Raw genomic sequence first — 12,427 nt, 5'->3', positions numbered from 1 at the left:
ATGAACGACGAAAAAAAACCGTCTGAAGGAAAAACTTCCGCAGACGATAACGTAAGTAATAACGCACATTATTCAAAAGACGGGGAACTCACCCGCGAAGACGACCGCGACCGCAATAAAAGCACCGATGACTGGAACGCCGAAAAGAGCAGAACCGGACGTAACAAATAGAATTTCAACATATTAAAGCAAATCAAAACCTTTTTATCCTCTTCAAAACTCAACAAATAAGGAAGGTTGGCACGTAAATTGCAATAAATTCTTAAAATTTTGGTTAGTTTTGTAAGATACCCTTTAAAAAGGAACGACTTTATGCACAGACGCTACTTTAAATACATTATATTCTTATTCATAATTACCTCAGGAACAGGAATTTTTGCTCAGGTAGATAACCCTATGGGCGGACTTGCCATTCCTAAGAGTAAGTCGACAGTTAAGTCTTCGCCTATTCCAGCTAAGACTGACTTGCCATCGACAGTAATGCCTCCGTCTAAAACCTACAATGCCACCGATTTAACCAAGAAAACGGAAGAATTCAGCATGATCAAAAAGGAGGAATTCGTTAACAGGGGTACTGAATATGAGGACAAAGTAAACCAAAGCGTACAACGAAAAGGGGAGTCAAATGTGGCCTATCGCGGTAACCAGAGTTTTGGCGAATTACGCACAAAGGCCAACTATTTCACCATATACTCAGCCGATTACGGCCTTGAAGACGGCGACAGGATACGCGTTTTGATAAACGATAAGGTTGTTATCCCTGAATTTATGCTTACCAACAACAGTAAAGCGCTGCAGATTGCACTTCAGCCGGGCTTTAACAAAATAGAGTTTGAGGCCATGAACCAGGGAACTTCGGGTCCAAATACAGCCCAATTCACTGTGTATGATGACACTGACAAACAATTGATGTCAAACCAGTGGAATCTTGCCACAGGATTTAAAGCTTCGATTATGGTTATAAAGGAATAGTGTATTATATTTGTCTCTAAGCCAATCAGACTATGAGACAACTACTGATATTACTACTTATGTTTCAGGGACTTGCCGCCTTTGCACAGGATCATGAAGCTACCATGTACTTCCATGACGGAACCGACGTTAGCGGTTTCGCATCCATAAAATTCATTAAAGAGTCTTTCTACGGACTCGCTAAAGATAAAATTTCATTCAGGGTTTCCCAAGATGAAGAACCTGATTTATGGGATGAAGAAACAGTTACTAAAATTGTATTCCATGATCTTGGCGAACCCCAAACCTTTGAATATATTACAGTTACCTATATAGATGGCACACAGGCTTCACTTTTTCAAATTGTTGAATCCGGAGAGATCACTATCTATGCTGAAGCCGCAACTGTTTGGGATACAAAATCAGACAAACTCCTGCTTCCAATGCCTAAAAACCTTAGAGCCAAGAGAAGTACAGAAAAAGAATTTGCCGTTCTGACCAATAAAAAGAAAATAGCAGCCTATTTTCAGTGCCAGGGCATTACTGACCGCCTTGACACTGGTGAATTCAATAAAAGCACCCTTGTAGAGATGGTAGGCTATTATAACGAAAGTTGCACCACTACCACAGTTGACAAGACACATAAACCTGCTGCAGCAGGACAATAAAAAAGGCTCACATTGTGAGCCTTTTTTTAATATTTATTTGCAATAGCCTGAAACAGGCTTTCCCATTCGTTGGTACCTTTTTTTTCTCCTAAACGAACGATAATAAGTTTTTTAGCAGGGTTAACATAAATATACTGCCCTAAGATGCCTTCAGCCATAAAATCGCCATTCGTTGACGGCAACCACCATTGGTACTTATAGTAATTTACATCGTTAGGGCCTTTTTCAGCCACGGTAGATTCCTCAACCCATTTTTGAGACACTATCTGTTTACCATTCCAATTACCTTTGTTCAAATAAAGCCTTCCGAGTTTGGCAAAGTCCAAAGCCCTTGCGTTAAGGCAGCAGAATGTTTTCTCAAGTCCATCTTTCTTTCTGTCAAGGCTCCATGAAGCATCATATTCCATACCGATCGGCTTCCATATTCTTTCCTCAAGATATGAGGTTATGGTCTTACCCTTTAATGAGCGTTCCAGTATTAGTCCCAGAAGCTGAGTATCGCCACTACTATACTCAAAGTTTTTGCCCGGCTCATGTAAAGGTTTCATTTTACTAATGGCCTTTCTCAGATTCGTTCCGTAATAATATGTAGCAGCATCGCCAAAAGGATTAGAATAGCTTTCTTCAAATTTTATCCCGCTCATCATCTGAAGCACATGCTTAATGGTGAGCGTTTCGGTAAAGCCGTTCTTTTTAAGCTCAGGAACATAGTTAATTACAGGCTCATCAACAGATTTTATATAACCGTCATCAATGGCACAACCTATGAGAATGGACGTAACCGATTTCGCCATCGAAAATGAGGCTACAATAGATTCCCTGCTGTAGTTATTGAAATAATTTTCGTATTGAATTGTATCATTTTTTATGATAACAAATGATACTGTTTTTGTTAGTGTAAGGTATTCTTCAAAAGTAATCTCTTTGTCGCCCATCTGCGCCTTTTTAGGTGCGTAAGGAACTGCCGCAGTTGCAAAATGAAATTTTACAGAGTCGTTATGCAAAGGTCTTGAAGGGAAAATTTTATGATCGGTGATATTGGCAAAATTATAATATACAAAGCGCCCCATTTTGCAAGATGAAAGAAGCAGAGTCAGCATCAAGCCAAAAACAATAGTAAAGTTTCTTTTCATGAAAAGTAGTTTAGTACACAAATATGGATAAAAATATGATTGATGTGAGAAATACAGTAAATAAAAAGCCCACTTAAAAGTGGGCTTCATTTCATATATAAGTACTAAATGTTAATCATTCATTGAGATAAGGAACTCTTCGTTGTTCCTTGTTTTTTTGAAGCGTTCGTTGATGAAGTCCATTGCTTCAACCGGGTTCATATCCGCAAGGTATTTTCTCATGATCCACATACGCTGTATGGTCTTAGGATCAAGAAGAAGGTCATCCCTTCTTGTACTTGAAGAGGTAAGATCGATAGCAGGGAAGATACGTTTGTTTGCGATTTTCCTGTCAAGCTGAAGCTCCATATTACCTGTACCCTTGAATTCTTCAAAGATAACCTCGTCCATTTTAGATCCGGTATCGGTAAGTGCTGTAGCAATGATACTTAATGAACCACCGCCTTCGATGTTACGTGCCGCACCAAAGAAACGTTTTGGTTTCTGTAATGCATTGGCATCAACACCACCACTTAATACTTTACCCGACGCCGGCTGAACCGTATTGTAAGCCCTTGCAAGACGTGTAATCGAGTCTAAAAGGATAACAACATCGTGTCCGCACTCTACAAGACGTTTTGCTTTTTCAAGCACGATGTTAGCCACTTTTACGTGACGCTCCGCAGGCTCATCAAAGGTAGAAGCGATAACTTCTCCCCTAACGCTGCGCTGCATATCGGTAACCTCTTCAGGACGCTCGTCAATTAGCAGTACGATAAGATAAACTTCAGGGTGGTTAGCCGCAATTGAGTTGGCAATGTCTTTAAGAAGCATTGTTTTACCCGTTTTAGGCTGTGCAACGATCATACCCCTTTGTCCTTTACCTATAGGTGAGAACAAATCGATAATCCTTGTTGATATAGTGCTTTGCCTGTCGGCAAGGTTGAATTTTTCTTCAGGGAAAAGTGGTGTAAGGTGCTCGAAAGAAACCCTGTCACGCACTACCTGCGGATCGTGTCCGTTGATCTTGTTTACCTTAACAAGCGGAAAATATTTTTCGCCTTCTTTTGGCGGGCGAACCACTCCTTTTACTGTATCTCCGGTCTTAAGTCCGAAAAGGCGTATCTGTGAATTGGAAAGGTAAATATCATCGGGAGATGCAAGATAGTTGTAGTCAGAAGAACGAAGGAAACCATAACCGTCCGGCATCATTTCAAGAACGCCTTCGCTTTCTATAATTCCGTCGAACTCATAATCAGGTTCACGGAAGTTTTGTTTTTTATTATGAGAAGCATTCTGAACCGGTTTAGGAGCCGGTGCAATTGCTGCTGCTGTTTGTATAGTAGGCGTTTCACCCGCAGATTGGGTATTGTCCTTATTAAGGTTACCCTTATAACTTGGATGATTTGGGTTATTTGCATTAGCCCTCTCAATCTGCGCAAGTCTTTCCTCCTCGGTTAACTGAGGCTTCTGAGGCCTGCTAATTTTACCATCCGCTGCTTGCGGTTTATCCTTTACAGGTATATTTTTCCTGCCATTATCTTCATTTTCAGCCGTACTTTTAGGCTTCGGTATTATTTTAGCCGGAGCAGCTTCCTGTGCCTGTTCGCCAGTAACTTCTGCCACATCTGCAACTTTTTTTATAATTGCCGGTTTTTTGAATTCCGGTTTAACCGCAGGAACTTCGGCAGGTGTATCTGTCAAAGGCAGTTGTGGTGCCGCTTCTTTAGCCGGAATTGCTTTCTTTTGAGGAACCACTTTGGGAGGTCCGTCAACAATTCTTGCCCTTTTAGCTTTTTCAGCAGGCTGTGCCGGAGTTTCCTGAACAGATGCAGGGACTGTTTCTTCAAAAAGCGGTTTTATAGTTGCCGGATTTGCGGCCTGATGGTCTAATATCTGGTAAACTAACTCGTCTTTTTTAAGACCTCTGTATTTGCTTATTTTTGCTTTTTTTGCAATTTCCTGAAGCTCAGGAAGCTTCATTTCTTTTAACTCGGAAATATCAAACATGAAAACGTTTTGGTTAAATTAAATAGTGTAATCTGGTAAATTTTGGTGGAAAGCAATTTTTGGGGATACCCCTACTTCAGAATGAAGCAGTTATGATTTGGTATTGCAATATTACAATTTTTTTTTAAGTATGCAATAGTATTTTTTAAAAAGAAAGCATATTTTTGTCCTGCAAATAACAGCAGAATGTTACAACGAATACAAACAGTATATCTTATCATAGCAGTAATCGCAACGGGAATATTACCGTTTGCACTACCGTTATGGGTTACAAAAAACGGTGAAAACTATTATTTCATCCGTGACCTGTCTTTTGTATTATTGTTCGCTTTCAGTACTACGCTTAGTATTGTGAGCATAATGACTTTTAAGAAGAGAAAAAATCAGTTTGTCATGGGCAGGCTGAATATAATATTGAACATAATTTTATTAGGATTATTTATTATCAGGCTATTCAATTTATCCGGAGAGACCGACCCTGAAAAGGTGGTTTCGGAGAAGGGTATTGGGGTATTCCTCCCTATTGTTTCTATCGTTTTTCTAAGCTTAGCCAATAAAGCTATCAAGAAGGATGAGGACCTCGTAAAATCTGTAGACCGATTGAGATAAACCTTTTAACTTAGTTTATTAGTGCGTAGAAAAATCCGGATAGTATCCGGATTTTTTGTTTTTATAACTTTCTGCTTTAGTCAAAAACTACTCTAATAACACAGATTTATCATTCGCTTTCTTATGAAGATCTTGCACTGCAACGTCTCTACAGAAGAGCCTAAATCTAATTATCCAACAATCTAAAAATCTGATTATCGTTTGCCAATTTCTATCACCTCAAGGTTCTGTATCTTATCGCCATCAATTTCAAACCTTAACATGGTACGCACCTGATGAAAACCACTCACGCCCGCCGCTCCGGGATTCATATGCAACAGACCCAGCTTTTGGTCAAACTGTACCTTTAATATATGCGAATGGCCACAAATGAAAAGCTTTGGGGGATTCATCGTAATCTCCTCCCTTACTGCCTGATTGTATTTGCCCGGATAGCCGCCAATGTGCGTTATCCATACATCTACCCCTTCGCACATAAAACGGTTGTTCAACGGAAATTCCAGACGCGCTTCATTGCTGTCGATATTGCCATACACAGCCCTCAGTGGCTTTTCCTTTTTAAGTGTATCAGTAACCGAAAGGTCGCCTATATCTCCTGCATGCCAAACCTCGTCGGCCTGGCGTACATATTTCAGGATCGTATCGTCAATATGGCTGTGGGTATCACTTAGAAGGAGAATTTTTTTCATTTTTATTGGGAGTTTCAAAGTAGCAAAGTTACAAAGTCAGGAAGCCGCCACAAAGCTTATAGTGTAAAACTATATTATAATCAATCCTGAAACTTTGCCACTCTGTAACTGTAAAACTTTGCAACTTTGCAACTCTACTACTTCGTCACTAATTCTTATCTTTGCAGCCTCATGAGATACTTTATAGAGTTTGCATACAACGGTAAGAACTACTGCGGATGGCAGTTTCAGCCGCATAGCCCATCAGTACAGGAAACTTTAAACAAAGCCTTATCAACATTGCTTAGAACAGAGATAGATGTTGTAGGCGCAGGACGTACTGATACCGGCGTACACGCCAGGCAGATGTTTGCTCATTTCGACCATGAAGAGATTGCAGATACTCCTAAACTGGTACAAAGACTGAACTCCTTTCTGCCTGCCGACATTGTTGTCTATCGCTTTATTCCGTTACACGACGATGCCCATGCCCGTTTTGATGCTAAGCGCCGTACTTACGAATACCATGTTCACACGTATAAGGATGCATTTGACAACGAAGGAAGCTGGTATAACTTTCAGCCACTGGATGTTGCAAAAATGAATGAAGCCGCACAGTTGCTCTTTAATTATACCGACTTTAAATGCTTCTCGAAAACGCATACTGATGTCAGGACATTTAACTGTGATATTATGGAAGCGCGTTGGGAACAAAACGAAAATAAGCTTGTATTTACTATCAGTGCCGACCGTTTTCTTCGTAATATGGTACGAGCCATAGTAGGAACGCTAGTAAATGTAGGACTCGGAAAAATCAGTATCGAAGACTTTAAAAGTATCATTGAGAGCCGGGACAGGAACCAGGCAGGATTTTCGGTTCCAGCACATGGATTGTATCTTACCAAGGTAATTTATCCGTATCTTTAAGCCATCAATTTGTTATGAAAGCCAAAAAATCGACATCGTTTAAAAAGGTTATGCAATTTGCAAAACCTTACAAAGCCCGTTTTGTATGGGTTATATTATTCTCTATATTCCTCTCATTATTTGCAGCAGCAAGGCCTTACCTGCTTAAACAAACGGTTGATGACTATCTTATAAAAAAGGATATGTCAGGACTCTTATTCTACGTTGTGTTAATGGCTGTTGTATTGCTGCTTGAAGTACTGTCGCAATTCTATTTTGTGTATCTGGCCAACTGGCTGGGCCAGGACATAGTGAAAGACATACGCGAAAAACTATTTGCCCACATCAACAGCTTCAGGATGAAATTCTTTGACAACGAAGCCGTAGGCCGACTGGTAACGCGAACTGTTTTTGATATCGAATCCATTTCTAAAATTTTCAGCCAGGGACTGTTCATGATTGTCAGTGACCTTTTAAAAATGGTTGTGATACTGGGCTTTATGTTCTACATGAACTGGAAACTAAGTATTGTGGTATTGCTGGCAATGCCGCTACTGGTATATGCCACCCGTATCTTCCAGAAAAAGATGAAAGGTGCTTTTGAAGAAGTACGTACACAGGTCGCCAACCTTAATACATTTATTCAGGAGCGCGTAACGGGTATGCGTATCGTTCAGTTATTTAACCGTGAGGATATTGAATATGAAAAATTCAAAGAGATCAACAAGAAGCATAATGACGCCTGGCAGAAGAACATCCTTTACAACTCCATCTTCTTCCCCATCGCCGATACCATTTCTTCACTGACACTGGGTATGGTGATATGGTATGCGGGTTTGAGTATTCTTAACGGAGATACGATCACACAGCCGGGAGATATGTTTGCCTACATTATGTATATCGGTATGTTGTTTAACCCGCTTAGGCAGATCGCTGATAAGTTCAACGAGATGCAGATGGGTATGATCGCTTCTGACAGGGTGTTCGAGCTACTGGAAATGGAAGATCTTGTGCAGACTCCGGGAACAAAAGTTGCAGGCCATTTTAAAGGACAGATCGATTTTGAAAAAGTACATTTCAGCTATATTGAAGACGAAGAAGTAATCAAAGGCATAAACCTTAAGATCGATGCCGGAACTACTATTGCCATAGTAGGAGCCACAGGAGCAGGGAAGTCAACTATCATTAACCTGCTAAACCGTTTTTACGAAATAAGCAGCGGTAAAATATCAATTGACGGTATTGACATTAATGACTTCACGCTTGAAAGCCTTAGAAAACAAATAGGTATCGTATTGCAGGATGTATTCCTTTTTGCCGACACCATAGTAAATAACATTACGCTGAATGACCCATCGATCAGCCGTGAAACGGTTATCAATGCGGCTAAAGAAATTGGCGTGCACGATTTCATTATGAGCCTGCCGGAAGGTTATGATTACAATGTAAAAGAGCGCGGGGTGATGCTCTCTTCAGGGCAGCGCCAGCTTATTGCCTTCCTGCGTGTACTGGTAAGCAACCCGAGCATACTTATATTAGATGAGGCTACATCATCTATCGACACCTACTCTGAAGAACTGATTCAAAACGCTACCGATAAGATCACTGAAGGAAGAACGTCAATCATTATTGCACACAGGCTGGCAACAGTAGTAAATGCTGATAAGATCATTGTAATGGACAAAGGCCACATAGTGGAAGCAGGTTCACATTACGAGCTGATAAACCGTGCTGAAGGATATTATAAGAATCTTTATTATTCGCAGTTTGTAGCTGAAGAGGAAGCTTAGTATGAAGAAATTCTTAAAAATATTTTTCCTTGTTTTTATACTTGAAGCTATATTAGTCATAGCTTTAATGCTTACAGAGAATTTTACAACGGGTATTCTGGGAAGTATATTTCATATTTCAATTGATCTAATAAGTATGCCGTCAATTCTAATTGACCCTACATATCCATTTTACACACCTGATGGCGCTGTTATTGCAATTTCTGCATATTCAGTAAATATACTTGCTCATAGCGGAATCATCTATTCTGTCATAAAGAATCGCAAAAGCAAATCAACCGAAACATTTTAGAATAACCAAATTTATACTTACTTTCGTAGGCACAAATTAATACAGAAATTATACACTGATGAAATACGATGTTATTGTTTTAGGAAGTGGCCCGGGCGGATATGTAGCCGCTATCAGGGCAGCACAATTAGGATTGAAAACTGCTATTGTGGAAAAAGAAAACCTTGGCGGTATCTGCCTTAACTGGGGCTGTATCCCAACAAAAGCACTTTTAAAGAGTGCTCAGGTTTTTGATTACCTGAAACACGCTTCAGACTACGGCCTTACCGTAAACGAATTTGATAAAGACTTTGGTGCTGTAGTACAACGCAGCCGTGGCGTAGCCGACGGTATGAGTAAAGGTATCCAGTTCCTAATGAAAAAAAATAAAATTGATGTTATTGAAGGTGCAGGTAAACTTAAGCCTGGTAAAAAACTTGACGTAACAGCAGCTGACGGAAAAACTACTGAGTACAGCGCTGACCATATCATCATCGCTACAGGTGCACGTTCTCGTGAGCTTCCTAACCTTCCTCAGGATGGCAAGAAAGTTATCGGGTACCGTCAGGCAATGACGCTTCCTGAGCAGCCAAAATCTATGATCGTTGTAGGTTCAGGTGCTATCGGGGTTGAATTTGCTCATTTCTACAACTCAATGGGTACTAAAGTTACTATCGTTGAATTCATGCCAAACATCGTTCCTGTAGAGGATGAAGATGTATCAAAACAATTTGAGCGTTCGCTTAAAAAGTCAGGTATCGAGATAATGACAAACTCTTCTGTAGAGAAAGTTGATACTTCAGGTACTGGTGTTAAAGCTACTGTGAAAACAGCTAAAGGTGAAGAGATCCTTGAAGCAGACATCCTTCTTTCTGCTGTAGGTATCAAATCAAACATTGAGAACATCGGTCTTGAAGAAGTAGGTATCGCTACTGACAGGGATAAAGTATTGGTAAACTCATACTACCAGACAAACATACCGGGTTACTACGCTATCGGAGATATCGTACCGGGTCAGGCATTGGCACACGTTGCTTCTGCTGAAGGTATCCTTTGTGTTGAGAAAATTGCAGGCCTTCACGTAGAGCCGCTTGATTACGGAAACATCCCGGGCTGTACATACGCTACTCCTGAGATCGCTTCTGTTGGTCTTACAGAGAAACAGGCTAAAGAAAAAGGATACGAACTTAAAATTGGTAAGTTTCCATTCTCAGCTTCAGGTAAAGCTAAAGCTGCTGGTACTCCTGACGGTTTCGTAAAAGTTATCTTTGATGCTAAATATGGCGAATGGTTAGGCTGCCACATGATTGGTGCCGGAGTTACTGACATGATCGCTGAAGCTGTTGTTGCAAGAAAACTTGAAACTACAGGTCATGAGATCATCAAATCGGTTCACCCTCACCCTACCATGAGTGAAGCTATCATGGAAGCTGCTGCGGCTGCTTACGATGAAGTGATCCATTTATAGTATACAGTATACAGTCACAGTTGGCAGTTATGCCACTGTCAAAATAATAAAATCCGCTTTGAGCAATCAGAGCGGATTTTTTTATATTTGAGAACCAATCGCTTTTTATGAGAAAAATATTCGGTTTATTGCTTTTTAGTATTACTTCTACTTATTCGCAAGATGAATATTTGGATGTGGTACCATACTCTTATAGTTTTAATGAGATAGGAATTTCTCCATCTGAACAAATATGGATAGCAAATAGCAGCGGCAATACCTACCATACCAATAAATTTGATAGTAAATGGCAGCATGGCCCTTTCGGTACAACATTGGATGAAATAAAAGGTACTGCTGAAAGAGTCACTTTTTTCTCTGACAATGTAATGATCATATCCGGACTTTTAAATGAGTATCCTTCAGGAGACGGCTGGATTTACCGCTCAGAAGACGGCGGACAAACATGGAATACTATAAAATATGGCGGTAATGATTGGCTTGATGCCATTTATGCACATGGCAGTAAAGCATGGATGAGCGGCTCAAGCCATTATATCTTTTATACTGAAGATACCGGGATAACTTGGAAACGCCATAATGCAGTAACAGGTTTTGACGATTTCAGAGTTCAGACAATATATTTTTTAAATGATGGCAATACGGGAATAGTTAGCTCATATAAAGGGAATATAGCTATAACAAAAGATAATTGTAAGACATGGGAAAACATACCAACTCCATTATTACAAGAAAAAATAAAGAATGTTTATAATACAAGGCCTGATATAGATAAAGTAAGGATCCTAGGGGAAAATTATATTGTTTCACAACTTAACAACGTATTGACCACCAATGCTTCAACTATAAACTGGAAACTATTGCCGGACGCGATTGATTTTGAAGTAACTGAAAATGGCAACCTATATATTATAAACAAAGACAAATCTATTACACTTACAGATAGAAACTTTAATACAATATGACAATCATCAGAGAAACTGATGGATTATCCCTCAATAATTATTGTAAAGAACGAGAATCTGTTTATCTACAGTAATAAGCATATATATAAGATAAACAAGAACGAATTCAACCAAGCGATAACCCTCCTTGAAGGCACTACAATTGAAGAACCGGATTTACAGCTAAAATATAATGATGAGCTTTTAGGCTTTGATGAGAATGCAATATTTAAACTGAATCCGATAAATAACAGATGGTATCGTTATATGGAAACAAACATACGATACATAGCAGATGCATCTGTTTTAGATGGAGAACTAATTATAAATAATCCTGTCACAAAACAATCTTACCTTGTAGATCTTCAAAACAAAACTACTTCACTATATAATTTCCCACCCGTATTGTTCCTTGGGAAAAAAGCTGTGAAATTTTCAGTAGAATTAGGCAGCAGGGGATGTTTTCACAATGGTGCAAGAAATAGAGAATACACCATTAAAGGCAATGATTTTATTCATGTAAATAAAGAACCTGAAAATGCATTCAAAAAAATGGATAATATCATTGACCAAAATTTACTGATTGCTATAGTAAATGAAACCGATATTTCCCGAACAAAACAAATAACAATAACTGATTTAGGAATAACATCTGAGAACATTAAAAATTTTAAGAAAATCGTCGATAAAGAGCAAAAGGCGAGATCACATTCAAAAAATATATCAATCCCCATTTCAACTGACCGATTATATAATTTTGATGAAAAAGCAGATTACAGTTTTTATAAAACAGCTGCTGACTCTTTAAATAAAGTGACTCCCGAAGTTATCGAAAAAGCCTTTAAAAAAGATTATGGAACAAGAAGTACAACAGTAAATTGGCAAAGGCTTGCTATAGAATTTGAAGACGAAACTTATCTTACAATCCAAAATTCTGATTATGTACCGGGATATTATTACACGCCATGGCAAATAAATTATAATGGGCTTTTATTTGAAACCACTTCTATAAAACTTGGAAAGTTAATAG

At 39.2% G+C, this 12,427-nt stretch carries 13 protein-coding genes; 10 read left to right on the top strand and 3 right to left on the bottom strand.

Annotated features, from left to right (window positions below; all coding sequences use genetic code 11):
- From ACX0HA_RS06210 to ACX0HA_RS06200, 3 genes are all read left to right on the top strand, one after another.
- Positions 1–171 carry a hypothetical protein gene (locus ACX0HA_RS06210; protein ID WP_458844409.1) on the top strand — a complete coding sequence of 57 codons (171 nt, stop codon included), beginning with the start codon at positions 1–3 and terminating at the stop codon, positions 169–171.
- Between the two features lie 141 nt (positions 172–312).
- Positions 313–972, top strand: a complete 660-nt coding sequence (locus ACX0HA_RS06205; RefSeq protein ID WP_458844408.1) for a hypothetical protein — start codon at positions 313–315, stop codon at positions 970–972.
- A gap of 32 nt (positions 973–1,004) precedes the next feature.
- Entirely contained in the window at positions 1,005–1,619 is a 615-nt protein-coding gene (locus tag ACX0HA_RS06200) for a hypothetical protein (protein WP_458844407.1), read from the top strand.
- A gap of 26 nt (positions 1,620–1,645) precedes the next feature.
- Here the strand turns inward: ACX0HA_RS06200 and ACX0HA_RS06195 are convergent, their stop codons facing one another.
- Positions 1,646–2,752, bottom strand: a complete 1,107-nt coding sequence (locus tag ACX0HA_RS06195) for a serine hydrolase domain-containing protein (protein WP_458844406.1) — start codon at positions 2,750–2,752, stop codon at positions 1,646–1,648.
- A gap of 111 nt (positions 2,753–2,863) precedes the next feature.
- Positions 2,864–4,741, bottom strand: a complete 1,878-nt coding sequence (gene rho, locus ACX0HA_RS06190) for a transcription termination factor Rho (protein WP_458844405.1) — start codon at positions 4,739–4,741, stop codon at positions 2,864–2,866.
- 186 nt (positions 4,742–4,927) lie between these two features.
- Here rho and ACX0HA_RS06185 point away from each other — a divergent pair, with 186 nt between their 5' ends.
- On the top strand, positions 4,928–5,350 hold the full coding sequence (locus ACX0HA_RS06185) for a DUF4293 domain-containing protein (RefSeq protein WP_458844404.1): 423 nt from the start codon (positions 4,928–4,930) through the stop codon (positions 5,348–5,350).
- 194 nt (positions 5,351–5,544) lie between these two features.
- On the opposite strand, the gene ACX0HA_RS06180 is transcribed toward ACX0HA_RS06185, so the two are convergent.
- Entirely contained in the window at positions 5,545–6,039 is a 495-nt protein-coding gene (locus ACX0HA_RS06180; RefSeq protein ID WP_458844403.1) for a metallophosphoesterase family protein, read from the bottom strand.
- A gap of 171 nt (positions 6,040–6,210) precedes the next feature.
- On the opposite strand from ACX0HA_RS06180, the gene truA reads away from it, so the two are divergent.
- The 6 genes from truA to ACX0HA_RS06150 form a co-directional block, all read left to right on the top strand.
- Positions 6,211–6,945: a tRNA pseudouridine(38-40) synthase TruA gene (gene truA / locus ACX0HA_RS06175; protein ID WP_458844402.1), complete on the top strand. Its 735-nt coding sequence runs from the start codon at positions 6,211–6,213 to the stop codon at positions 6,943–6,945.
- A gap of 14 nt (positions 6,946–6,959) precedes the next feature.
- Positions 6,960–8,714, top strand: a complete 1,755-nt coding sequence (locus tag ACX0HA_RS06170) for an ABC transporter ATP-binding protein (protein ID WP_458844401.1) — start codon at positions 6,960–6,962, stop codon at positions 8,712–8,714.
- Positions 8,715–8,850: 136 nt separating this feature from the next.
- Positions 8,851–9,006, top strand: coding sequence for a hypothetical protein (locus tag ACX0HA_RS06165; RefSeq protein WP_458844400.1), 156 nt, complete (start codon positions 8,851–8,853; stop codon positions 9,004–9,006).
- Positions 9,007–9,064: 58 nt separating this feature from the next.
- The gene (lpdA, locus tag ACX0HA_RS06160; RefSeq protein WP_458844399.1) at positions 9,065–10,453 is read left to right on the top strand and encodes a dihydrolipoyl dehydrogenase; all 1,389 of its coding nucleotides are present in this window, start codon (positions 9,065–9,067) and stop codon (positions 10,451–10,453) included.
- 107 nt (positions 10,454–10,560) lie between these two features.
- Positions 10,561–11,418, top strand: a complete 858-nt coding sequence (locus ACX0HA_RS06155; RefSeq protein WP_458844398.1) for a WD40/YVTN/BNR-like repeat-containing protein — start codon at positions 10,561–10,563, stop codon at positions 11,416–11,418.
- An 18-nt stretch (positions 11,419–11,436) separates the two neighbouring features.
- Positions 11,437–12,427: hypothetical protein (locus tag ACX0HA_RS06150; protein ID WP_458844397.1), on the top strand; the 991-nt coding region annotated here is incomplete at its 3' end.

This window comes from Flavobacterium hauense (assembly GCF_054457175.1).
Note: the sequence above shows the minus strand (reverse complement) of the source record. Positions and strands in the feature narration are given on the sequence as shown.

Coding starts and splice junctions, on each gene's coding strand:
- ACX0HA_RS06180 (WP_458844403.1), bottom strand. CDS start 6,039: ATGAAAAAAATTCTCCTTCTAAGTGATACCCACAGCCATATTGACGAT.
- ACX0HA_RS06195 (WP_458844406.1), bottom strand. CDS start 2,752: ATGAAAAGAAACTTTACTATTGTTTTTGGCTTGATGCTGACTCTGCTT.
- ACX0HA_RS06185 (WP_458844404.1), top strand. CDS start 4,928: ATGTTACAACGAATACAAACAGTATATCTTATCATAGCAGTAATCGCA.
- ACX0HA_RS06165 (WP_458844400.1), top strand. CDS start 8,851: ATGCCGTCAATTCTAATTGACCCTACATATCCATTTTACACACCTGAT.
- rho (WP_458844405.1), bottom strand. CDS start 4,741: ATGTTTGATATTTCCGAGTTAAAAGAAATGAAGCTTCCTGAGCTTCAG.
- ACX0HA_RS06200 (WP_458844407.1), top strand. CDS start 1,005: ATGAGACAACTACTGATATTACTACTTATGTTTCAGGGACTTGCCGCC.
- lpdA (WP_458844399.1), top strand. CDS start 9,065: ATGAAATACGATGTTATTGTTTTAGGAAGTGGCCCGGGCGGATATGTA.
- ACX0HA_RS06155 (WP_458844398.1), top strand. CDS start 10,561: ATGAGAAAAATATTCGGTTTATTGCTTTTTAGTATTACTTCTACTTAT.
- ACX0HA_RS06170 (WP_458844401.1), top strand. CDS start 6,960: ATGAAAGCCAAAAAATCGACATCGTTTAAAAAGGTTATGCAATTTGCA.
- ACX0HA_RS06210 (WP_458844409.1), top strand. CDS start 1: ATGAACGACGAAAAAAAACCGTCTGAAGGAAAAACTTCCGCAGACGAT.
- ACX0HA_RS06205 (WP_458844408.1), top strand. CDS start 313: ATGCACAGACGCTACTTTAAATACATTATATTCTTATTCATAATTACC.
- truA (WP_458844402.1), top strand. CDS start 6,211: ATGAGATACTTTATAGAGTTTGCATACAACGGTAAGAACTACTGCGGA.